This window comes from Duganella sacchari (genome assembly GCF_900143065.1).
Lineage (GTDB): Bacteria > Pseudomonadota > Gammaproteobacteria > Burkholderiales > Burkholderiaceae_D > Rugamonas > Rugamonas sacchari.
Window position 1 is genome coordinate 364,164 of sequence record NZ_FRCX01000005.1, and the last position, 22,132, is coordinate 386,295.

19 protein-coding genes are annotated in these 22,132 nt (G+C 61.2%); 11 read left to right on the forward strand and 8 right to left on the reverse strand.

Annotation, left to right across the window (positions count from 1 at the left end; all coding sequences use genetic code 11):
• Positions 1-544 precede the first annotated feature (544 nt).
• The 6 genes from BUA36_RS13180 to puuE are packed head-to-tail and all read right to left on the reverse strand — an operon-like array spanning position 545 to position 9,249.
• Positions 545-2,026: an adenosine deaminase family protein gene (locus tag BUA36_RS13180; protein ID WP_072785163.1), complete on the reverse strand. Its 1,482-nt coding sequence runs from the start codon at positions 2,024-2,026 to the stop codon at positions 545-547.
• 14 nt (positions 2,027-2,040) lie between these two features.
• Entirely contained in the window at positions 2,041-3,348 is a 1,308-nt protein-coding gene (gene guaD, locus BUA36_RS13185; RefSeq protein WP_072785164.1) for a guanine deaminase, read from the reverse strand.
• 55 nt (positions 3,349-3,403) lie between these two features.
• On the reverse strand, positions 3,404-4,474 hold the full coding sequence (xdhC, locus tag BUA36_RS13190; protein ID WP_072785166.1) for a xanthine dehydrogenase accessory protein XdhC: 1,071 nt from the start codon (positions 4,472-4,474) through the stop codon (positions 3,404-3,406).
• Positions 4,474-6,807: a xanthine dehydrogenase molybdopterin binding subunit gene (gene xdhB / locus BUA36_RS13195; RefSeq protein WP_072785168.1), complete on the reverse strand. Its 2,334-nt coding sequence runs from the start codon at positions 6,805-6,807 to the stop codon at positions 4,474-4,476. Before xdhB ends, xdhC begins: the two co-directional genes overlap by 1 nt.
• 11 nt (positions 6,808-6,818) lie before the next feature.
• Positions 6,819-8,288 (reverse strand): xanthine dehydrogenase small subunit, encoded by a 1,470-nt coding sequence (gene xdhA, locus BUA36_RS13200; RefSeq protein WP_072785170.1) that lies wholly within the window; start codon positions 8,286-8,288, stop codon positions 6,819-6,821.
• A gap of 7 nt (positions 8,289-8,295) precedes the next feature.
• Positions 8,296-9,249, reverse strand: coding sequence for an allantoinase PuuE (puuE, locus tag BUA36_RS13205; protein ID WP_072785176.1), 954 nt, complete (start codon positions 9,247-9,249; stop codon positions 8,296-8,298).
• 109 nt (positions 9,250-9,358) lie between these two features.
• Between puuE and uraH the strand changes: the two genes are divergently transcribed.
• The 3 genes from uraH to BUA36_RS13220 are packed head-to-tail and all read left to right on the forward strand — an operon-like array spanning position 9,359 to position 11,869.
• Positions 9,359-9,712 carry a hydroxyisourate hydrolase gene (uraH, locus tag BUA36_RS13210; protein ID WP_072785178.1) on the forward strand — a complete coding sequence of 118 codons (354 nt, stop codon included), beginning with the start codon at positions 9,359-9,361 and terminating at the stop codon, positions 9,710-9,712.
• A 37-nt stretch (positions 9,713-9,749) separates the two neighbouring features.
• Positions 9,750-11,243 carry a tetratricopeptide repeat protein gene (locus BUA36_RS13215; RefSeq protein WP_072785180.1) on the forward strand — a complete coding sequence of 498 codons (1,494 nt, stop codon included), beginning with the start codon at positions 9,750-9,752 and terminating at the stop codon, positions 11,241-11,243.
• Complete coding sequence (locus tag BUA36_RS13220; protein WP_072785182.1) at positions 11,234-11,869, forward strand: VOC family protein; 636 nt, start codon at positions 11,234-11,236, stop codon at positions 11,867-11,869. The genes BUA36_RS13215 and BUA36_RS13220 overlap by 10 nt, the downstream gene beginning before the upstream one ends.
• Here BUA36_RS13220 and BUA36_RS13225 read toward each other — a convergent pair.
• Entirely contained in the window at positions 11,859-12,704 is an 846-nt protein-coding gene (locus tag BUA36_RS13225) for a 2OG-Fe(II) oxygenase (RefSeq protein ID WP_072785184.1), read from the reverse strand. The two genes, BUA36_RS13220 and BUA36_RS13225, sit on opposite strands and share 11 nt — an antisense overlap.
• A gap of 157 nt (positions 12,705-12,861) precedes the next feature.
• Here BUA36_RS13225 and BUA36_RS13230 point away from each other — a divergent pair, with 157 nt between their 5' ends.
• The 8 genes from BUA36_RS13230 (at position 12,862) to BUA36_RS13260 (ending at position 21,310) form a co-directional block, all read left to right on the forward strand.
• Positions 12,862-14,541 carry a protein adenylyltransferase SelO family protein gene (locus BUA36_RS13230; protein ID WP_167544291.1) on the forward strand — a complete coding sequence of 560 codons (1,680 nt, stop codon included), beginning with the start codon at positions 12,862-12,864 and terminating at the stop codon, positions 14,539-14,541.
• Positions 14,542-14,545: 4 nt separating this feature from the next.
• Positions 14,546-15,076, forward strand: coding sequence for a toxin-activating lysine-acyltransferase (locus BUA36_RS13235; RefSeq protein ID WP_072785188.1), 531 nt, complete (start codon positions 14,546-14,548; stop codon positions 15,074-15,076).
• 60 nt (positions 15,077-15,136) lie between these two features.
• Positions 15,137-15,307 carry a hypothetical protein gene (locus tag BUA36_RS30740; protein ID WP_167544292.1) on the forward strand — a complete coding sequence of 57 codons (171 nt, stop codon included), beginning with the start codon at positions 15,137-15,139 and terminating at the stop codon, positions 15,305-15,307.
• A gap of 53 nt (positions 15,308-15,360) precedes the next feature.
• Entirely contained in the window at positions 15,361-16,113 is a 753-nt protein-coding gene (locus BUA36_RS13240) for an APH(3') family aminoglycoside O-phosphotransferase (protein ID WP_084560144.1), read from the forward strand.
• Between the two features lie 94 nt (positions 16,114-16,207).
• Positions 16,208-17,488: an HlyC/CorC family transporter gene (locus BUA36_RS13245; protein WP_072785193.1), complete on the forward strand. Its 1,281-nt coding sequence runs from the start codon at positions 16,208-16,210 to the stop codon at positions 17,486-17,488.
• A 133-nt stretch (positions 17,489-17,621) separates the two neighbouring features.
• Positions 17,622-19,358: a type IV-A pilus assembly ATPase PilB gene (gene pilB / locus BUA36_RS13250; protein WP_072785194.1), complete on the forward strand. Its 1,737-nt coding sequence runs from the start codon at positions 17,622-17,624 to the stop codon at positions 19,356-19,358.
• A 10-nt stretch (positions 19,359-19,368) separates the two neighbouring features.
• The gene (locus BUA36_RS13255) at positions 19,369-20,583 is read left to right on the forward strand and encodes a type II secretion system F family protein (RefSeq protein WP_072785195.1); all 1,215 of its coding nucleotides are present in this window, start codon (positions 19,369-19,371) and stop codon (positions 20,581-20,583) included.
• Positions 20,584-20,656: 73 nt separating this feature from the next.
• Positions 20,657-21,310 (forward strand): response regulator, encoded by a 654-nt coding sequence (locus tag BUA36_RS13260; RefSeq protein WP_072785196.1) that lies wholly within the window; start codon positions 20,657-20,659, stop codon positions 21,308-21,310.
• Here BUA36_RS13260 and BUA36_RS13265 read toward each other — a convergent pair.
• Positions 21,307-22,098 (reverse strand): sensor histidine kinase, encoded by a 792-nt coding sequence (locus BUA36_RS13265; RefSeq protein WP_072785197.1) that lies wholly within the window; start codon positions 22,096-22,098, stop codon positions 21,307-21,309. The genes BUA36_RS13260 and BUA36_RS13265 overlap by 4 nt on opposite strands.
• Between the last annotated feature and the right edge of the window lie 34 nt (positions 22,099-22,132).

A 22,132-nucleotide genomic window follows, 5' to 3' on the forward strand; every position in this document is an offset into this window, starting at 1 on the left:
CCCGGCGTGCCAAGGGCAGCGGGTGAGTGTAACGACCGAATATGTCATGACGATGACGCGTTTATGACAACTTTGTGACATAAACCCACGCATCTTGCGCGCCGCGTCATCCGCAATACTTACGAATTCTGGACTATAGAGAAAGCAATAAACTTGCTTTTTTGGATCATTTCCCGAACTATGCCATTAAGGAAAAATACGTGACAAATACGTTTTAGCTTAGGAATTCAGACGATAAACGTATAAATAAGTCATACTTAGGTCATAAAAAAATGCCCTTCATGCCAGCCTGATAATAAGCAGGCGGAATTATATGCCACGCAGCGCAGCATGAATTCCTTTCATTGCCAAATGCACAAAAAGACCGAGTGTGGCCACTAAATATTGTGGCGCAAAGACAACAGCATGAACAAGAAAACTCTTGCTTTTGATAATTACTATGTTTTATGACAACCACAGCGTGGTCGTTAAAAGGTGGGATAGTTTGTAACAAAGCGGCGATGTGTGGCATGCATCCCACACATCGCGCGCCTGACGGCCGGGATCAGCGGGCCGGTTTGGTTTTCGAACCGGCAATTTCCGCTTCAAATTTGGCGAATTTGCCGTCCAATGCCTTCAAAAGGCGCTGTTTGTCGGTGTCCGCCAGGAAGGAATAACGGATGCTGTCATATGACAGCTTTTTGACTTCCGCATAATCCGGCTGGTAGCGGGCCGCATACAGCACGTACTCGCCGGACAGATTATTACGCGATACGCCGGCGTCATCGGTCGACAATACGTACGGCACACCATACTTGCGGTACAGCGTGACCGGGTGAGCCTGGTCCTTGATGCCCAGGATGAAGTCGTTGCTGCTCAGGTTGACCTCCACCGCGATCTTCTCATCACGCATTTTTTTCATGATCGCCAGCGGATTACTTTCGTGGGCGATATCCATGCCGTGGCCGATGCGGTTGGCGCCGGCGACATCGAGCGCATCCTTGATGTGGAAGGTCAGGCCCTCCGGCGGCACCATGCCCAGCGCCAGCTCACCCGCGTGCAGCGCCAGCTTCACCTTCGGATATTTCGCCTTGAGGAATTTATACATTTGCATGTGCAGCGCGTAGTCGCGCATCGACACGTTCACACTCTCCTGGCCCACGATGTTGATGCCGACGATTTTCGGATGGGTGGACGCCAGCTTGAAGCTGGACAGGATTTGCGAATACACCTGCGACGGCGTCAGGAAACGCAGCGCGAACGGCTGGTAGCGCAGCGTGAAATTGGCGTCGTCGATGCCGGCGCCGGATTTGTCAACGTTGTCGATATAGGAAGCGATCCAGCCCTGGTAGGCCTTGTCCTGATCCAGCCTGGCGCCAAGCGCGGCAAAGTCGGCGTCGGTCAGGGCGCCAGCTTGCGCCTTCTTGTCGAAGTCCGCATCCATCGCAATCGGCGCGATCTCGAAAATGGTTTCGATGTAGCTGACGTTTTCCTGGATCGCGCGCTGCTTCAGGCGCTGCAGGCCATCCGCCGTGTTGGTCGAGGCTACCGGGCCAAAATAGCCGAAGGTGTCGAAGAACTGGCGGTCCGGCGGCGACTGCAGGCCGCTGTGGTTGTAGAAGTCCTTGTCCGACCAGCGCTGCAGCAGGTTGGCCAGCACGGTGTTATTGTTCATCACATCCTGGCCGGACAGGCACACGCGGTCCGCCAGCGGCTTGCCCTGCTCCGCCTGCGCCACCGCCTTGCTGACCTCGATCAGATAGGTATTCTTGTTGACGCAGAAGCCTTCCTTGTCCACCCACTCCAGGTACTGCTCGGCGTACAGCGCGCCCGAGTAGTGGTGATGCAGGTCGCCGCCTTTCGGCATCATGGTGAAGAACATCGTCAGCTCGGCGAGCTTGGGCTCCTTGCCTGGCGCAACCAGCGAGGCGAAGTGGCGCTTGGTCGCCTCCTCGTTGGCATTGGCGGCTTGCGCACCGTGCGGCATGGCGCAGAACACAGCGGCGGCAAGCGCAGCGGCTTTGAGACTGGCGATGTTTTTCTTCATGAAGCTTTCCTTAATTAAGTCGTTTCGCGGACATGCACCTGGCGGCCATTGGCATAGGTGGCCGCAATTGCGCGGTCATCGCCGAGCAGGGCCAGCGCGAACAGCAGCTCTTCCAGGCTGCCGCTACGCGAGGTCCGGCGCTGCAGCAGCGGCGTCGCCTGCGGATCGATCACGATGAAATCCGCTTCGGCGCCTGTGCTGAAATTACCGATCGTGCCTTCCAGCTGCATGCTGCGCGCGGCGCCCAGCGTGGCCAGGTAAAACATCCGCAACGCGGGCAGATAACTGCCCTTCAAGCGCGCTACTTTATAGGCTTCATTCATCGTTTGCAACATGGAGAAGGAAGTGCCGCCGCCAACGTCCGTCGCCAGCGAGAGCAGCACGCCGGCCTGGTCGGCGCGTTCAAAGTCAAACAGGCCGCTGCCAAGGAACAGGTTGGAAGTCGGGCAGATCGCCGCGGCAGAGCGGGTTTCCGCCATGCGCTCGCGATCACGCTCGTTGAGCCAGATGCAGTGGCCGTACATCGCGCGCGGACGCATCATGCCGTAGCTGTCGTATACATCGATGTAGCTGCGCGACGTGGGGAACAGCTCGCGCACCCACGAACATTCCGCTTCGTTTTCCGACACGTGCGTCTGGATGAAGGTATCCGGGTAGGCGCGTGCCAGCTCGCCGGCCAGATGCAGCTGCTGTTCGGTCGATGTCGGCGCGAAGCGCGGCGTGATCGCGTACAGCGAACGGCCACGCTTGTGCCAGCGCTGGATCAGCGCCTCGGTATCGCGCGCGCCGGTTTCGGCCGTATCGCGCAGGAAGTCGGGGCAGTTCCGGTCCATCATCACCTTCCCCGCCACCATGCGCAGGCCGCGCTGTTCGCTGGCGGTAAAAAACGCGTCCACCGATTGCGGATGTACCGTGCAGTAGACCATGGCGGTGGTGGTGCCGCAACGGAGCAGCTCATCGAGGAAGAAGTTGGCCACATTGGCCGCGTGCGTACTGTCCTCGAACTGGCGTTCGGACGGGAAAGTGTAGGTCTCCAGCCATGGCAGCAGACCTTCCGACGGCGAAGCGATCATGTCGGTCTGCGGATAATGGATGTGGGTGTCGATAAAGCCCGGCATCAGCAGCTTGCCGCTGTAGTCATGCACCACAGTGCCTGGCGGCAGGCTGGCATGCAGCGCGGCATAGTCGCCCACGGCATTGACTTTGCCATCTTCAACGATCAGCAGGCCATCTTCAAACCAGTCGTGTGACTGGTCGCTGAAAGCCGGATCGGCGAGAAAGTGCAGCAAGCTGCCACGGTAGGCTTGCAGGTTGGATTTCATGTCGTTCTTTCTAAAGCTTGAATTCGAATATTAGCGGAGAAGCGGCGCGGGCGCGCTACAGCACGGCAACCAGGCGGACCGGCGTTGTGGCATTCAGCGCCGCGATCTGCTGCGCCTCCCACACCATCAGCAATTGGGCGCACACGGAGGCGGCGATGGCAGCAGGGAGTTTGCTGGTAATGCCGGGCAAGCCGATCGGACAGACCATGCTGTCGATGCGTTCTTGCGGCAGGCCGCGCGCGGCCATACGGCGTTCAAACTGCACGCGCTTGGTCTGCGAACCGATCAAACCAAACCAGCCCACATCCTCACGCGCGAGGATCGCTTCGCACAGGCGCTGATCCAGCGCATGGCTGTGCGTCATGACCAGATAGCTGGCACCGGCCGGCGCGCTGGCCACGCAGGCCTCCGGCATGTCGGTCGCTTCGACGCTGACATTGGCTGGTACGCTGGCGGGGAACATTTCGTCGCGCTCGTCCACCCAGGTCACGGTGCATGGCAGCTCACCCAGCATCCGCACGATGGCCGCACCCACATGACCGGCGCCGAACAACACCAGATGCGCGCGCGGAGCCAGACAGGGATCAACCAGCCAGCGGCGGCCGGCGGCATCCCGCAAAATATGCGTGCCCCGTTCTCGGTCCACGGCCGGTACGCTTACAGCGCCATCGCTCACCTTCGCCCCTGTGCTGCGCGCTTGCGGTGAACCGACCACAAATACACCATCGGCATCCAGCAGCAGCGTGATTGCCGGACCATCAATGGCGCTAACACGCCAGCCGTCCTCACGGCGACGCATATTCAGACTGGCCAGCACCGCGCCCAAGGCCGGCGTGACCAGCTCAAACGCCAGATGCACGACGCCGCCGCAGCATTGTCCCAGCTTGGGGCCAAGCGGATAGCGCTCCAGCCGCGTTATGGCTGCGCTGCCAGGCGGCGCAGCAAGCATCGCGCGCGCCAGCTCGACAGCGCACATCTCCAGATGACCACCGCCGATCGTATCGTGCTGGCCGCGCGCGGTCACCAGCATCTTGGCGCCGGGCTCGCGGGGGCCGGAGCCTTCCACGATTGCCACGGTCACCAGCACTGCCGGTTCCGACACTTGCGCTGTCAGCCACTCGTTCATCACGCCGCCATTTCCACCACGGACACGGCCCGCAGTATCTCTTCACTGGTTGCAGGTGCATTCAGCGGCGGATTGACGCGATGCCCGCCCACCGCCGAAATCGCATCGCGGATCGCAAAGAACACCGAGAACGGCAGCAGCAACGGCGGCTCGCCCACCGCCTTCGAGCGGTGAATGCTGTCTTCCACATTACCGTTATCGAACAGCTTCACGCGGAAGTCTTCCGGGCAGTCCGAGATGCCAGGGATCTTGTAGGTCGAAGGCGCGTGCGTCATCAGCTTGCCGGCAGGGTTCCACCACAGCTGCTCCGTGGTCAGCCATCCCATGCCCTGGATGAATGCGCCCTCCACCTGGCCAAGGTCGATCGCCGGATTCAGCGAACGGCCGGCGTCATACAGTGCGTCGGCACGCAGCAGCTTCCACTCGCCCGTCAGCGTATCGACCACCACTTCCGATACAGCCGCACCGTAAGCGTAATAGGAGAATGGGTGGCCGTTCATGGTCTTCGGATCCCAGTGCAGGTTAGGCGTCGCATAGAAACCGTCAGACCACAGCTGTACGCGTGCCAGATAAGCCTTTTGCACCAGTTCCGCAAACGCCACCTTGTGGCCATTCACGTGTACGTGATTGTCGAAGAAGCGCACCGGCTGTCCGTCTTCATCGCCATACAGCTTGACCGCGTACGCCGCCAGGCGCTCGCGTATCTGCCGCGCCGCATCCTGTGCCGCCTTGCCGTTCAGGTCTGCCCCTGTGGATGCCGCCGTGGCCGAAGTATTCGCCACCTTGCTGGTATCCGTTGCCGTCGCACGCACGTGGCACAGGTCGAGGCCCAGTTCATGCGCCACCACCTGCATCACCTTGGTGTTGATGCCCTGCCCCATCTCCGTGCCGCCATGGTTGACCAGCACCGAGCCATCGACATACACATGCACCAGCGCACCGGCCTGATTCAGGTGCGTGACGTTGAAGGCGATGCCGAATTTCAGCGGCGTGAATGCAATGCCTTTTTTCAGCACCGGGCTGGTGGCGTTGTACGCGTCAATCGCCTTGCGGCGCACGCGATATTCGCTGGTTTGCTGCAGTTCCGCCGTCAGCGCTTCGATGACGTTATCGACAATCTCCTGGCCATAAGGCGTGACATTGCGTTCGGTCTTGCCATAGAAGTTGAGGCAACGGATGTCCAGCGCATCGCGCCCCAGATTGCGTGCAATCTCGTCGATGATGTACTCAATCGCAATCGCCCCCTGCGGGCCGCCAAAGCCACGGAACGCCGTATTCGACTGCGTGTTGGTCTTGCCGCAGCCGGCGCGGATGTCCACGTCCGACAGGTAGTAAGTATTATCGAAGTGGCACACGGCCCGCGTCGCCACGGGGCCGGACAAGTCAGCCGAAAAGCCCGCGCGCAAGGTCATGTCCACGCGTGCGGCCAGAATCTTGCCGTTGTCGTCGTAGCCCACCTCGTACTCATAATAGAAGCAGTGGCGTTTTCCGGTGACCAGCATATCGTCATCGCGGTCGGCGCGCAGCTTGACGGGGCAGCGCAGCTTGGAAGCAGCGATACCGGCGGAAGCTGCCCACAGTGCCGACTGCGATTCCTTGCCGCCAAAGCCGCCGCCCATACGGCGGCACTCCACCTGCACCTTGTGCGAATGCACACCGATGGCATGCGCCACGACGTGCTGCATCTCGCTCGGGTGCTGCGTCGAGCACTGCACCAGCAGGCCGTTATCTTCTTTCGGAATCGCGTAGGCGATCTGCCCCTCCAGGTAAAACTGCTCCTGGCCGCCGACAAACAGCTGGCCCTTCACAACGTGCGGTGCCTGCTCGAACGCTGCCTGATAATCGCCGCGCTTCAGCTGCATCGGCGGCAGCACGTATGAACCGGCAGCCTTGGCTTCCTGCGGCGTAAAGATCGCAGGCAGTTCTTCATACGACACCACGGCGCGGCGCGCAGCACGGCGCGCGTTGTCGTGCGTATCGGCGACCACCACAAACATCGGCTGGCCAACGTACATCACCTCTTCCACCGCCCAGATAGGATCGTCGTGGATGATCGGACCGCAGTCATTGGTGCCGACAATATCGGCAGCCGTGTACACCGCCACCACGCCCGGCGAACTGCGCACCGGCGACAGATCCATCGCCGTAATGCGCGCGTGCGCCTTGGACGACAGCCCGAGCGCCGCATGCAGCGTGCCTTGCAGCTCGGGGATATCGTCCGTGTACGTGGCCTGGCCCAGCACATGCAGCTCGGCTGATTCATGCGGACGCGCGACACCGACGGCTTTCCACGCCGATTCGGCAATCGCAGCTGGAGCAACGGGTTGATTCATGATGGCTCCTTTCAGGCGCGGCAAGCGAAGGCGTTGACGGCATCGGCCGCAAGTGGCGCATCGGCGCGCGTCTCCAGCCAGAAGCGGCGCAACAGGTTCTGCGCCGTCTGCATGCGGTAAGTGTTCGACGCACGCATATCCGACAGTGGCGCATAATCCTGCGCCAGCATATCCATCGCCACGCGCAGATTGGTTTCGCTCCAGCTCAAGCCGGTGAGCGAAGCTTCGGCGCGTGGCGCGCGGCAAGGTGTCGCCGCCATGCCGCCATAGGCGATGCGCGCGTCAACCACGGTGTTGCCGTCCAGCGTAAATGCAAACGCCGCACACACTGCCGAGATATCCTGGTCAAAGCGTTTGGCCAGTTTGTAGGTACGGAATGTCACGTTGGCGCGCGGCAGCGGCACACGCACTGCGGCGACAAATTCGCCAGCCTGCAAATCCTTCTTCTGATAGCCGAGATAGAACGCTTCCAGCGGCAGCACGCGGCGCCCGGCGGCGCCGTGCAGCACCACCTCGCTGCCCAGCGCGATCAGCCATGGCATGGAGTCGCCGATCGGCGAGCCATTGGCGACGTTGCCGCCCAAGGTGCCGGCATTCCTGATCGGCAGCGACGCAAAGCGCTGCCACAACTCGCCCAGCTCCTGCGGATACAACTTGCACAGTGCCCCGTATGCATCGTTGAGCGACACGCCGGCGCCGATTTCCAGCATGCCGTCCTTGTGCTCCACGCTCTGCAGCGCCGTGACGTGGCCGAGATAAATGATGTCGCCCAGTTCGCGCATCTGCTTGGTCACCCACAGGCCGATGTCGGTGGAGCCGGCCAGCAAGGTGGCCTTGGGATGCGCAACGCGCAGCGCCACCAGCTCTTCCAGCGTGCGCGGAGCATGGAAGGTTTGTCCTTGCGCGGTATAGCTGGCGCCAGCATCGCGCTGCAAGGCCTGCAACTGCTGCGTCAGCGCAGCGCGGTCGAAGTCCACCTTCGGCAGTTCCGTCATGCGATGCGCGGCATCGATGATGGGACGGTAGCCCGTGCAGCGGCACAGGTTACCGGACAGGCAGTCGTCGATCTCCTTGCGCTGCGCGGGCTGGCCATCCTTGTCGAGGTACATGCCCCACAACGACATGACGAAGCCCGGCGTACAGAAGCCGCATTGCGACCCGTGACATTCCACCATCGCCTGCTGCACAGGATGCAGCGCGCCATCCGGCTGCTGCATGTCTTCGACCGTGAACAGGGCCTTGCCGTCCAGCGTAGGCGCGAACTGGATGCAGGAGTTCACCGCCTTCATCTCCAGCTGGCCGGCCGCGTTCAGGCTGCCCACCACCACCGTGCAGGCGCCGCAGTCGCCCTCGGCGCAGCCTTCTTTGGTGCCGGTGCAATGCAGGTCTTCGCGCAGGTGCTGAAGCACGGTGCGCGTCGGCGCGGCGTGATGAATTTCCTGGACTGCGCCACGGAAGTAAAAGCGAATTGGTTCGGACATCACAATCTCAATCTACAAATGGGTGAAGCTTGCGCCAGTGTTCGGCGATATCGATACGGCGTGTGATCCACACGTGCTCGTGGCTTTGCACATAGTCGAGGAAGCGCGCCAGTGCGGCCGCGCGCGCCGGACGGCCAACGATGCGGCAGTGCAGGCCGATGGACAGCATCTTGGGCTGATTCAAGCCGTTCGGGTCGCCCTCGGCGTACAGCACATCAAACGCGTCCTTCAGATAATCGAAGAACTGGGTGCCGGAGTTGAAGCCCTGCGCGGCGGCGAAGCGCATATCGTTGGTATCCAGCGTGTACGGCACGATCAGCTGCGGCGCGCTGGCCGCCTTGCCTTGCGCGTCGGAGTAATCGACCTTCTGCCAGAACGGCAGGTCGTCGCCGTAATGGTCGGCGTCATAGCGGAAGCCGCCATGCTCCATTACCAGCCGGCGCGTCTGCGGCGAATCGCGGCCCGTGTACCAGCCCTGCGGCGCGCTGCCGGTCAGCTCGCGGATGATGTCCACTGCTTCCTTCATGTGCGCGCGCTCGGTGGCTTCATCCATGTTCTGGTAGGAGATCCAGCGCAGGCCGTGGCAGGCGATTTCGTGGCCCAGCTGTTTGAATGCGGCGACCGCCTCCGGATTGCGCTTCAACGCCATCGACACGCCAAAAATCGTCAGCGGCAGCTTGCGGTCTTCGAACATGCGCAGCAAACGCCACAGACCAGCGCGCGAACCGTACTCGTACAGCGACTCCATGCTCATATGGCGGTTGCTGAACGAGGCGGCGCCGATAATCTCGGACAGGAAAGTCTCCGAACCAGCGTCACCGTGCAGCACATTGTTTTCGCCGCCCTCTTCGTAATTCAAAACGAATTGCAGGGCGACGCGCGCCTTGTTGGGCCATTGTGCATGCGGCGGTTTGGGGCCGTAGCCGATCATGTCGCGCGGGTAGTTATCGTAAGTGGTCATGGCGCTGGCAAGTCTATGGGGAATATAACGCTAATCATATATGCCCAGATCCATGGCAGTATATGATTTGGACAATAGATACCTGTTACGAGCAAATATAGGACCAATCATGGGCAAACTCAGCACGCACGTTCTCGACATCACGCAGGGCAAGCCGGGCGCCGGCGTCAAAGTGGCTTTGTACGCCGTGGGGCCGCAGGGCCGGGAGCTGTTAAAAACCGACGTTACCAACAGCGACGGCCGCTGCTCCACGCCCCTGCTGGAGGGCGATGCACTGAAACAGGGCAAGTATGAACTGATTTTCAGCGCCGGCGACTACTTCGCCGTGCAAGGCGTCGCGCTGCCGGAACCGCGTTTTGTTGATGAAGTGACCATCGCCTTCGGCATCGCGCACGCCGACCAGAATTACCACGTGCCGCTGGTGGTATCGCCATGGGCGTACTCCACGTACCGGGGCAGTTAGGCGTCTGATATTAAGGGTCTGATAAGATGCGGGCACTATGACTGACACATTGGCCGCATCCTTACTTCAACAAGCCGTCGAACTGCATCAGCAGGGACGGCTGGAGCCGGCGCAGGCGCTGTACCGGCAGGTTCTGGCGTTGAATCCCCAACAATTCGATGCCCAGCACCTGCTGGGTGTGATCGCCCGCCAGCAGGGCGACGCCGTTACCGCCATCGACCTGATTTCCCGCGCCATCGCCATCGACAGTGCGCAGGCCAATGCACACTGCAATCTGGGCGTGGCCTTGCTGGACGCCGGCCGGATCGAAGACGCCCTGGCCAGCCACGAACGCGCACTGACCCTGAATCCAGCTTACACCATTGCCTGGAGCAATCGCGGCAACGCCCTGCGCCGCCTTGGACGACTGGACGAAGCGCTGCTCAGCTATCAGCGCGCACTGGAGCTTCAGCCGCAGTACGCCGAAGCCCACTGCAACCGCGCCATCGTGCTGCAGGACCTCAACCGCTATCTTGACGCCCTGGGCGCGGCCGAGGCTGCGCTCAACATCAAGGACCGCTATGCCGACGCCTGGCTGGCGCGCGGCCGCGCGCTACACTGCCTGCGCTACCTGCCGGAAGCGGTGGAAAGCTTCGACCGCGCCATCCACCTGCGTCCCGACTGGGCGGAAGCCTACAGTGCGCAAGGCGCCTCGCTGCACAAGCTGGGCGAGTTCGCGGCATCGCTTGACAGCTACGACCAGGCACTCAAGCACCAGCCGGATTACGCACTGGCCCACTACCATCGCGGCAATGCCCTGCGTTCGCTGGGCCGTCGCGAAGAAGCCGTCGCCGCCTATCGTGCGGCACTGGCGCATGGCGACGATCCCGAAACCATCGCCTTCGCATTGGCCTCGGTGGGCGAAGGCACAACGCCGCCTGCGCTGCCGAATGACTATGTCCGCTCGCTGTTCGACCAGTACGCCAACCACTTCGACCAGCATCTGACCGAAGTGCTGGGCTACCAAACGCCCGCCGTGCTGGACGCCCTGCTGCGCCACGTCGCACCGGCATCGGAGCTGAACACCGTGGACCTGGGCTGCGGCACAGGCTTGTGCGGCCCCTACCTGCGCGCCTATTCGCGCCGGCTCGATGGCGTCGACCTGTCGCAGCCAATGCTGGACAAAGCGGCACAGCGCCAGCTGTACGATGAACTGGCCTGCGCCGACCTGCTGGACTACCTCGATGACCGCAACGCCGCGTATGACCTTGCCGTCGCGGCCGACGTCTTCGTCTACATCGGCGATCTGGCGCCAGTATTCCGCGCAGTCCACACCGCGCTGCGCCCCGGCGGCCGCTTCTGCTTCTCGGTCGAAGCGGGCGACGACGCCGACTACGTACTGCGCCCATCGAACCGCTACGCCCACACGCTGGAATACCTGCAGCGCCTGGCCGCGGACACCGGCTTCACCGTCCTCGCTTCACAAGCACTGGCGGCACGCGAGGAAAACGGCGCGCCCATCGCCGCCCACGCACTCCTGTTATGCAAATAGACCATCTCTTCATCCGTGTTAAACCATGCGGTGCCGAGGCTGAAGCACTGCGCGCATTCGGACTCATTGAAGGCTCGGGAAATGTACATCCCGGCCAGGGCACGGCGAACCGGCGCTTCTTTTTCGCCAACGCGTTCATTGAATTGCTGTGGATAGCCGATGAGGCGGAAGTCCATAGCGCGCAGACCCGCCCTACCATGCTGCATGAACGCCTGTCTGACGGTGCGGCATCGCCATTCGGCATCTGCTTCCGCCCCGCCCATAGCGCTGAAGGCCCGGCCTTCGCGACCTTCGACTACGCGCCAAGCTATCTGCCACCGGGCATGCGTATAGGCATTGCCGCCAATGCGCCATTGTCGGAGCCGATGTGGTTTTTCGTCGCCACGGGCAAGGCGCCGGAAGCCTGGCCGGTGGAGCGGCGCCAACCCTTGCAGCCAGCGCATGGTCTGACAAATATTAGCGGTCTCAAATTCACCGCGACAGCGCCGTTATCGCCAGCCGCCCGCGCCAGTGGGATCGAATTTACTCCAGGCAGCGCCCATCTGCTGGAAATCAGTTTCGACAACGAAAAGCGCGGACTGACCAAGGACTTCCGTCCGGTTCTGCCCATCATTTTCAGATATTGAGACCGCTGCTCTCTACGGCACGTTCACGCAACCACTTGGTCAGTATCCATTTTTCGCCGTGCTGCACAGTGTCGCCGGCGTGCAGGGTGCCGCTTTGCGGATCGGCCTCAGGGTAGGTGAAGAACAGCGCGCTGCCACGGCGCGGCTTGATGCGCATACCGAGATTGGCCAGATAAGTCGCCCCGCCGGCGTCCGGAGAGCGCAGATACACAATCAACGTCGCCACGCGCTGGCCACCCGCACGCAAGGCACGCTCGGCATTGGCTTCAAAAAAATCGTAATGCGGCGCATATCGGCCGTCCGGCCTGTAGCGCTGCACCTGCAAGTGTTCACCATGGCTCACCGGCCAGCCGGTGAGCATGCTGATCCGCTTGTCGATCTGGTTGACGATGGGCGATGATCCTTTCAGCAGCACAGCGCTGTCCGCATCCCGAACCGCTCTGTCGCTGCGCAGCGTACCGCCGGCACCATGGGCGATCACAGCATCCCGCATCATCGGCGCGGCCAGTTCGCAGATGGCCGCGCATTCCGCATCGGTCATGAAGTGATCCAGCAGCACTATACGCGGCGCCAACTGCTCGAACACCAGCTGCGCATGGATGTCGCCAAGGTCAAGATGAGTGCTTTCCGAGGCAGTATCAATCGCGGGTCCGCAGGACTCATCCACCAAGCGGCCGCTATTGCCCTCATGATCCAGCACCGCTTCGACGATGCGCTGCGCCACCGGCACGGCGTAGCCAAATTGCAGCGCCAGCGTCACGACAGTCTGGGTAAAGTTGCTGCCCTTCGCTTGCTGTGCCTGTATCCAGGGGCCTAGATCGCGCGCATATTCCACATACCTCTCCTGTCATTTTGATGAAATTACATTTTTGGATACATAAAAATATAATATTTTTATTGAAACAATATTTCCATTCCGATAGTATGGAAACGTTCTTAAAAATGCAATAAAAAGTCGTTGTGCTGTTCCACCTGCCTTGGAGAAGACGCTGTTGAACACCCGGTTTCCCGACCAGACGCTGATCCCTTTTCAGACGCGGCAACTGGCACACGCTACCCTGGCCTACGTACAGCCAGGTCTCCCCAGCATCGACTGGCTGGGGCAATACGCCTACCTCATCGCCTCCGAACTCGAACAGGACAGCGACTTCACCAGTGAGCACCGGACTTTTTTCGCCGAACGCTATGGCGGCACCGGCATCTCCGTCAATGGCGGCGGTGCGCGCTGCGGCACGGATGGGCGCTTTCAGGTCAAGGGCATCGGCCGCAACCAGCTGGCCGGCGAGCGCGCCGATTTCTGGCATTCACACGGCGGCTTTACGCTATCGCATGCGCTGACTGAAGTCATCTGGGGCGAAGTGCTGCAGCGTGCGCTTCCGCATGGCGCAACGCGCTGCCCTGCACTGATATTGACCGGCACACAATGCTGGATCAAAGGTCCCAAGGGCAGCAAACAAACCACCGCCCGCGCGCTGGCCGTGCGCGACAACGCGCTGCGCCCCGCCCATTTCGAACGTGCCGTGCTGTTCCGCGCCGCGCCAGGCAGCGAACTGGGATCGGACACCGAACGGGTACGTAGTGCAGTCAACCAGTTGCCGGAGTTTTTGCCCATGCCGGCGGAGACCAGCAGCGCAACATGGCAAGCTCTGGATCACACCACACGGCTGCATGCCGGCCTGGCCGAAATGGTCAAGCGCTTTGCGCAGCAGGCAGCGGCAGCAAAAGCCAAACGCCTGATGCACGGCACGCTGACGTCATCCAACCTCGCACTGGATGGGCGCTGGCTGGACTACGGCACCGTCGCCGCTTTGCCAAGCTATGCCAACACCAAGTCCTATGGCTTGCCGCCGCCGGTGCCGACCTTGTGGCAAGAGCATTTTGCACTGCTCACAGTCATCGATAATCTGAGCTTCTCGGTGAGCAAATACTACCGCGAAGAACCCGCCGCGCTGCCGCGCGCTACTGTCTTGAAGCGCCTGTTTGAACAGCACTACCTCGCTGCCTTGCGCACGGGTTTTGTGGAGCTGGCCGGCTTTCCACAAGATTTGCTGGCACCGCATCACGCACATCCTGCCTGCATCCAGCTGGCAGACGCACTAATTGCGGCGGCCCGCCGTGGCGTGGAAAAACCATTCGCGCCCAATGTCGCCAATCTCGACGTGTACGGCACCAATCCGCTATCGCGCTGGCTCCCCGCGCTGGCCTGCCGCTGCGCCATCATCAGCGAAATCCCCGCGGCCATCGTCGCGGCCTACGATGCCGTGAGCCAGTTGATCATGGGCGAAGCAACACCAGCATGGCGCACCTTGTGCGCGCTGAACGCTATGCGCCAGGCGCGCAATATGCCACAGCTGTATCGCCAAAACATCATAGACCGCTGCGACCACTTGAGCGCGGGCAGCGCCGGGCCAGCCATTCAGCAATGGGTCGAAGAGTGCAGCGACGACGCCGAGATGGTCTACCGCAGCAGCACGGGCTTGCGCTCGCTGATATGGCAAAGGGGCAGCGAACAAGTCGAATTTGACGCAGGCAGCGGCCGCTGGCTGATGCGCTCCAGCGATACAGACATCACGTTCGCCTTCTTTCATCAGCTGCCGTGCGCCACTGCCATACGCCAGTACTGGGGCAGCACGCTGGACCGCATCCTGGCAATCGCCACCACACGACACTAACCCCATGGATATACGCGCCGAACAACTGGGCCTGGTGGCGGGACTGATGTATCAGACGCCGTCATACCGCAGCTATCCCGTCGCCTGCCTGAAGGCATGGATAGAGCCTGTCATCAACCACCGGCAAATCTGGTTCGCCTTCGACAGCCAGGGACGCGCCGTTGCTTATTTCACCTGGGCCTGGCTCGCGCCCGATGTAGCGCATCGCCTGGAACACGATCCAAATGTGCTGCTTCACTACAGCGAATGGAATGAAGGCGAGCAGCTATGGATCATGGACCTGGTGGCCCCTTACGGACATGCGCACGACGTGATGCGCTACCTGCGCGATCACAAGTTTGCCGCTCAGCGCGAAATCCGCTGGCTGCGGCGTGATGAGGAAGGTGCAGTGCGGCACGTGACCATTTTCGATCGTCAGCGCCACCGCCCGCCGGAACAGGCGGTGCCGCATGACGCACATTTCCGCTTGCCGCTCAGCGCCTTTGCGGAATCGCAGCGCGGCTGGCTTGCCACGGAAACTGAATTTCCCTCTTAAAGGGCAAATGGCGCCATCAAACAATTGGTGGTTTTTTAATGCAGTTACAATGGAGAAAACATGCGTAAATTAAGCATTGATGAGTTGAATCTGGTTTCGGGCGGTACTGGCAACGATGATCCTGGCTATCCTCCTGAGATCATCGATCCCTACATCCTCCCGCCATCGGACCTGCCACCACCAAACTATGGCTACAACAGCCCTGGCGGTCTGTGGGATACCAATAGCTGATTTTCCCTGGCGCCGTTGTGCATTCGACGGCGCCACTGACACCGGAGACTTTGATGCTCCCCCCAGCCATACACCACTTCATCGGCGACGCCGTACTGCAGCGTGATCCAATAGGTGAATCGCCATGCGCGGTTCACAGCTTCCGCCGCGCGAACGAACTTTATTTCTTGAAGACTTCGCCAGCGGTCTACGCATCCACTACCTACAGCGTGCTGCGTGAGGCCGCCGTGCTGCAATGGCTGTCTGGCAAAGTGAATGTGCCCGAGGTGGTTCTCACCGCACAAGACGAGCGGCAGGAATACATGATTACGCGCGCCGTGCCGGGGGTGCCACTGGCCCAGCGTTTGTCTACCGAACTGTTCCAGACCGCACTGCGCCAACTGCAATCCATCGCTATTGCTGACTGCCCGTTCGATGCCAGTGCCGCCGTACGCCTGCGCGAACTGGCGTTCCTGGTCAGCCAGGGCCTGATCGATCAAGACTATGATCTCGAAGCGTGGCCTGGGCTGACCACGCCACAAGACCTGCTCGCCCACCTGCATGCAACCGTCCCGCAGGAAGACCTGGTCTTCTCCCATGGCGACCTGGGCGACAGCAACATCTTCGTCACCGACAAAGACGAACTCTACTTCATCGACCTGGGCCGCGGTGGCAAAGCCGACCGCTGGCTGGACATCGCCTTCATCCACCGCAACCTGCGTGAAGACCTCTCCACCAAAGCCGCCACCCAGTTCCTGAAAAACCTTGATCGTCCCGATTCCCCCTCCAGACGCCAGTTCTTCGAACAACTCGACGAGCTTTTCTAAATCCCCAGGAACTTGCATGCGTTCCATCATTGCCTTAGAATTCAAAGCTGTTGCCTTGATTACTATCCCCATGCAAGATTCTTTACGGTGACCCTTGGATACCGTGCCCTTTTGGGTGCAATTCCTTGCACTCTTCCTCCTGATACTCTGTTCGGCTTTCTTCGCGATGGCCGAGACCGCTTTGATGGCGGCAAACCGCTATCGCCTGCGCCACGAGGCCAAACGCGGCAGCCGGCGTGCCATCACGACACTGTGGCTGCTCGACCGTACCGATAAACTGCTGTCCCTGGTGCTGATCGCCAACACCCTGTTTAACGCCGCCGCTACCGCGCTGGTCACGTCGATTGCCATTCAGGCGTTCGGTCACGACGACAACGTCATCACGCTGTCCACCGGCGCCGTGGCGTTCCTGCTCATCGTGTTTGCGGAAATTTCGCCCAAGGTGATCGGCGCCACCTTCCCGGAAAAAATCGCCCAGCCCACCAGCATGGTGCTCAAGCCGCTGATGTCGGTTTCCAAACCCATCATCTGGTTTGTGAATCTGTTCGTGTCGATGCTGTTGAAGCTGTTCGGCATCAAGGCCGGTTCGCACGCGCACGATCCACGCCTGTCGCCGGAAGAGCTGCGCTCCATCGTGCTGGAAGGCGGCAATTTCATTCCGCAAAAGCACAAGAGCATTTTGCTTAATCTGTTCGACCTGGAAACCATCTCGGTCGAGGACATCATGACGCCACGCGCGCAAGTCGAAGCGCTGGATCTGGAGATGCCGGTCGAAGAGATCATGCGCGAGCTGACCACCTGCTACCACAACAAGCTGCCCGTCTATGAAGGCGAGATCAACCGCATCATCGGCATCCTGCATGTGCGCAAGGCTGTGGCCCTGCTCAATCAGGAAGACGAACTCACCACCGACCATTTGCGCGAGCTGCTGACCACGCCGTATTTCATCCCGCAAGACACGCGCCTGTTCACGCAGTTGCAGTACTTCCAGGAGAACAAGGAACGTCTGGGCATCATCGTTGACGAGTATGGCGAGGTGCAGGGCCTGGTCACGCTGGATGACATCATCGAAGAGATGATCGGTGAATTCACCACGTCCACGCCAAGCGCCAGCAAGGCGGAAAGCTTCGGCTGGGACGGCAATGGCGAGTGCCTGCTGGACGGCACCACGCCGCTGCGCGACGTCAACAAGCGTCTGGGCCTGAATTTCCCGCTCGACGGTCCCAAGACCCTGAACGGTATGCTGCTGGAACTGTTGCAAGAAATTCCAGACGCGCCCATCAGCATCAAGGTCGACCAGTGCATCATTGAGGTGGTGCAGGTTCACGATCAGTCCATCAAAGTCGTCAAATTGCGACAGCCGGCCAGGCGCTAGCTACGCCAAACGCGTGGGCGCACGCGGCAGAGCGGAGTACAATCGTTTCTCGATGGCGACAAACGGCTTTACAAAAGTGATGCCCGAGAGCATCATTCCTTGATCCGCTCTCCCCCATGTGATAGACGCTACTATGGCAGCAGTCCTTCCGAACGCAGCGCCAGGCACCCCGATGCCGGGGTTGGCGAGGGCATTGATGCAGGCCGGACGCCTGTCCGCCACGCAGGCGGAGGCCTTGCAAAAAAAGTCGGTCGCGGAGAAGCAAGCCTTTATTGACGTGCTGCTCTCCAGCGGCGCCATCGAATCCAAGGCGCTGGCCGCCTTCTGTTCCGAAACCTTTGCCTATCCGCTCATGGACGTGAGCGCGCTCAGCATTGAAGCGCTGCCGCCCAAGGTCATCGACAACAAACTCATGCAGACGCAGCGCGTGCTGGCCTTGTCCAAGCGCGGCAACAAGATGTCGGTCGCCATCTCCGATCCCACCAACACGCAGGCGCTGGACCAGATCAAGTTCCAGACCGAGTCCACGGTGGAGCCGGTCATCGTCGCGCACGACGCCCTGCTGCAACTGCTGGCCCGTATCAACAAGAGCAGCGAACAAAGCATCGCCGACCTGGCCGGTGAAGAGGCGGATATTCAATTCGCGGAGGAAGAAGAACCGGCCGCGTCCGTCAACGCTGCCGAAGCCGCCGCCAACGAGGTCGAAGACGCGCCGGTGGTCCGCTTCCTCAACAAGATGCTGATGGACGCGGTCAACCTGGGCGCGTCCGACTTGCACTTTGAGCCGTTTGAGAAGTTCTACCGCATCCGTTTCCGTGTCGATGGGGTGCTGATCGAACACGCGCAGCCGCCTATCTCGATCAAGGAAAAGCTGGTGTCGCGCATCAAGGTGCTGGCCAAGCTGGACATCTCGGAAAAACGCATACCGCAGGACGGCCGCATGCGCCTGATCGTCTCCCCCACCAAGACGATCGACCTGCGCATCTCGACACTGCCCACGCTGTTCGGCGAAAAAACCGTGATGCGGATTCTGGATGCCACGCAGGCGCAAATGGGCATCGATTCGCTCGGCTACGACCCCGACCAGAAAGCGCTGCTGCTGGACGCCATCGAACGCCCGTATGGCATGGTGCTGGTGACGGGGCCAACCGGTTCCGGCAAGACCGTATCGCTGTACACCTGCCTCAATATCCTGAACAAGCCCGGCATCAATATCTCCACGGCGGAAGACCCGGCCGAGATCAACCTGCCTGGCGTGAACCAGGTCAACGTCAACGACCGGGCCGGCCTCACTTTTCCAGTGGCGCTCAAGTCCTTCCTGCGCCAGGACCCGGACATCATCATGGTGGGCGAGATCCGCGACCTGGAAACCGCCGATATCGCCATCAAGGCCGCGCAGACCGGCCACATGGTGTTCTCCACGCTGCACACCAACGATGCGCCGTCCACGCTGACGCGCCTCATGAACATGGGCGTGGCGCCGTTCAACATTGCCTCGTCGGTGATCCTGATTACCGCCCAGCGCCTGGCGCGCCGCCTGTGCACCTGCAAGCAGCCAGTGGAGATCGCGCCCGACCTGCTCGTCAAGGCCGGCTTCAAGCCGGAAGAGCTGGACGGCAGCTGGAAACCCTACGGCCCGGTCGGCTGTGAACGCTGCAACGGCGGCGGCTACAAAGGCCGGGTCGGCATCTACCAGATCATGCCGATCACACCAGCGATCGAAGCGCTGATACTCGCCCACGGCAATGCCATGGACATCGCCGCCCAGTCGGAGCAGGAAGGCGTGAAGTCGCTACGCCAGTCCGGCCTGGTCAAAGTCAAGGCCGGGCTGACCAGCCTGGAAGAAGTGCTAGGCTGTACCAACGAATAGGACGACGATCATGGCGACATCGGGCAATCAGGTCAAGGAATCGGTATTCGCCTGGGAAGGCAAGGATAAAACCGGCAAGACTGTGCGCGGTGAGCTGCGGGCCGGCGGCGAGGCGGTGGTCAACGTCACCCTGCGCCGCCAGGGCATCATGGTCACCAAGGTCAAGAAGAAGGCTTACCGCTCGGGCAAGAAAGTCACCGACAAAGATATCTCGCTATTCACGCGCCAGCTGGCGACCATGATGAAAGCCGGCGTGCCGCTGCTGCAATCGTTCGACATCGTCGGCAAGGGCCACGCCAATCCGTCCGTCTCCAAGCTGGTGATGGACCTGCGCGCCGATATTGAAACCGGCACCAGCCTGAATCAGGCGTTCCGCAAATTCCCGCTGTACTTCGATCCGCTGTTCTGCAACCTGGTGGGTGCCGGCGAACAGGCCGGTATTCTGGAAGACCTGCTGACCCGGCTGGCCATCTACAAGGAAAAGACGCTGGCCATGAAGGCCAAGATCAAGTCGGCGCTGATGTATCCGGTGTCCATCCTGGCCGTGGCGTTCATCGTCACGGCGGTCATCATGATCTGGGTGGTGCCGGCCTTCAAGGAGGTGTTCACCAGCTTTGGCGCCAACCTGCCTGCGCCCACGCTGTTTGTGATGGCCGTGTCGGAATTCTTTGTGCAGTGGTGGTGGCTGATCTTTGGCGGCCTGTTCGCAGCCATCTATTTCTTCTTCCGCGCGTGGCAGCGCTCGCTGCAGATGCAGCGCTTCATGGACAAGCTGCTGCTCAAGCTGCCGATCTTTGGTAACGTGATCCGCAAGGCCACGGTGGCGCGCTGGACCCGCACGCTGTCGACCATGTTTGCGGCGGGCGTGCCGCTGGTGGAATCGCTGGACTCCGTGGGCGGCGCTGCCGGCAACGCGGTCTACCTGGATGCGACACGCAAGATCCAGACTGAAGTCAGCACCGGCACCAGCCTCACCGTCGCCATGCAGAACGCCGATGTCTTTCCCAATATGGTCACGCAAATGGTTTCCATCGGTGAAGAGTCCGGCTCGCTGGACGCCATGCTGGCCAAGGTGGCGGACTTTTACGAGGAGGAAGTCGACGAGGCCGTCGCTTCGCTGTCCAGTCTGATGGAGCCTGCCATCATGGTCATCCTGGGCGTGCTGATCGGCGGCCTGGTGGTGGCCATGTACCTGCCCATCTTCAAACTGGGTTCGGTGGTGTAACTACCACCACCGGGTTATGGCAAAAGTGCTAGTGTTGTGGCACTTTACGTTTTTCCGACTACATGGCGATGCGATGGAACAGGCTCCGATTACGGTGGTGACGGCAGACGATCATCCGGTCTTCCGGCAAGGCATCGCCAGCGTGCTGGCCAGCGCGCCGGGATTTTGCCTGGTCGCGGAAGCCACGGGCGGCCGCGAGGCGATCGCCCTGTATCGCTGCCATCGCCCGGACCTGGTGCTGATGGACATACAGATGCCCGACCTTGATGGCGTCGAAGCGACCCACAGCATCCGCCATGAATTCCCGCACGCCGCCATCGTCGTGCTGACCACCTACGAAGGCGACGCGCTGGTGATGCGCGCCATGAAGGCCGGCGCCGCCGGTTATCTGCTGAAAAGCGCCGCGCGCCACGAGATGCTGGAGACGCTGCGCGCCATTCACTCCGGCCAGCGCCATGTGCCGCCGCTGCTGATCCAGGCCGTGGCACGCCAGACGCCCGGCGATGAATTGACCCCGCGTGAAATCCAGGTACTGGAACTGGCCTCGCTGGGCAAGAGCAACCGCCTGATTGGCCAGCAGCTGTGCATCGCCGAAGAAACCGTCAAGGTGCACATGAAAAACCTGATGGCCAAACTGCAGGCCAACGACCGCACCCACGCCGTGCTGCTTGCGCTGGGTCGCGGCATCATCAGCATCCGCAACCGGCCACGGCCCGTGCTCAGCTAACCCTGCGTTTCCGTGCGGCCCAGCCAGGCCTTGAGCCAGTGCCGCCAGCCACGCCGGCGTGGTGTCTGGTAGCAGACTTCGCCCGGCACCTTGAGGATCACCTCGGTTCCCTGGTCCGGCAGACTCAGCACCTCGATACTGCCGCCCAGCTGCGCGGCACGCTGTTGCAGGGCGCTGAGTCCGGACGGCGGCTGCGCCATGCCTTTGCCGTTGTCGCGCACGTGCAGCATGAAGAACTCGCGGCCATACGTCAGTTCCAGCTCCACGTCGCTGGACTGCGCGTACTGGAAGGCGTTGTACAGCACTTCGCGCACGATGCAGTAGATGTCCTCGCCACGGTCGCCATCAATCGTGACCGGACAGCCGCTGACCACCATGCGGAACGGTATGCCAAAGCTGTCCTGCAAGGACTTGCCCATGGCTGCCATGGCCTGGCTCAGGTTATCGCCATACACCACCGGCATGCGCAGCGCCAGAATCTGGTGGCGGCCTTCGGCCAGCACGTCGTCCGCCTGGTCGAGGATGCGTTCGATAGCGGCGCGCTGCGGGCTGTCCGCAGCAAGCTTGTCGCTGACGCCCTGGAAGCGCAGGATCAAGCCCTGCATGCTTTGCAGCAGCGTATCATGCAGCCCGGTGGCGATGCGCTCGCGCTCGGCCAGCAGCCGCAGGCGCGCCTCATAGCCGCGCCGCAATCGGCGCAGGCAGAATACCAGCGCGGCAAGAAACGCCAGGCAGACCAGCAGCAGCCCGAGCATCAGGAATAACGGTGTCTGGGAAAACGACGGCAAAGAATGCTCCAGGAGCGGAAAAACAGAGCTGACA

Excerpts from the sequence above, each read along its gene's own strand:
- BUA36_RS13215 (WP_072785180.1), top strand. The coding sequence starts at position 9,750 with ATGACTGACACATTGGCCGCATCCTTACTTCAACAAGCCGTCGAACTG.
- pilB (WP_072785194.1), top strand. The coding sequence starts at position 17,622 with ATGGCAGCAGTCCTTCCGAACGCAGCGCCAGGCACCCCGATGCCGGGG.
- uraH (WP_072785178.1), top strand. The coding sequence starts at position 9,359 with ATGGGCAAACTCAGCACGCACGTTCTCGACATCACGCAGGGCAAGCCG.
- xdhA (WP_072785170.1), bottom strand. The coding sequence starts at position 8,288 with ATGTCCGAACCAATTCGCTTTTACTTCCGTGGCGCAGTCCAGGAAATT.
- puuE (WP_072785176.1), bottom strand. The coding sequence starts at position 9,249 with ATGACCACTTACGATAACTACCCGCGCGACATGATCGGCTACGGCCCC.
- BUA36_RS13240 (WP_084560144.1), top strand. The coding sequence starts at position 15,361 with ATGCTCCCCCCAGCCATACACCACTTCATCGGCGACGCCGTACTGCAG.
- BUA36_RS13235 (WP_072785188.1), top strand. The coding sequence starts at position 14,546 with ATGGATATACGCGCCGAACAACTGGGCCTGGTGGCGGGACTGATGTAT.
- xdhC (WP_072785166.1), bottom strand. The coding sequence starts at position 4,474 with ATGAACGAGTGGCTGACAGCGCAAGTGTCGGAACCGGCAGTGCTGGTG.
- BUA36_RS13180 (WP_072785163.1), bottom strand. The coding sequence starts at position 2,026 with ATGAAGAAAAACATCGCCAGTCTCAAAGCCGCTGCGCTTGCCGCCGCT.
- BUA36_RS13260 (WP_072785196.1), top strand. The coding sequence starts at position 20,657 with ATGGAACAGGCTCCGATTACGGTGGTGACGGCAGACGATCATCCGGTC.
- xdhB (WP_072785168.1), bottom strand. The coding sequence starts at position 6,807 with ATGAATCAACCCGTTGCTCCAGCTGCGATTGCCGAATCGGCGTGGAAA.
- BUA36_RS13220 (WP_072785182.1), top strand. The coding sequence starts at position 11,234 with ATGCAAATAGACCATCTCTTCATCCGTGTTAAACCATGCGGTGCCGAG.
- BUA36_RS13255 (WP_072785195.1), top strand. The coding sequence starts at position 19,369 with ATGGCGACATCGGGCAATCAGGTCAAGGAATCGGTATTCGCCTGGGAA.
- BUA36_RS30740 (WP_167544292.1), top strand. The coding sequence starts at position 15,137 with ATGCGTAAATTAAGCATTGATGAGTTGAATCTGGTTTCGGGCGGTACT.
- guaD (WP_072785164.1), bottom strand. The coding sequence starts at position 3,348 with ATGAAATCCAACCTGCAAGCCTACCGTGGCAGCTTGCTGCACTTTCTC.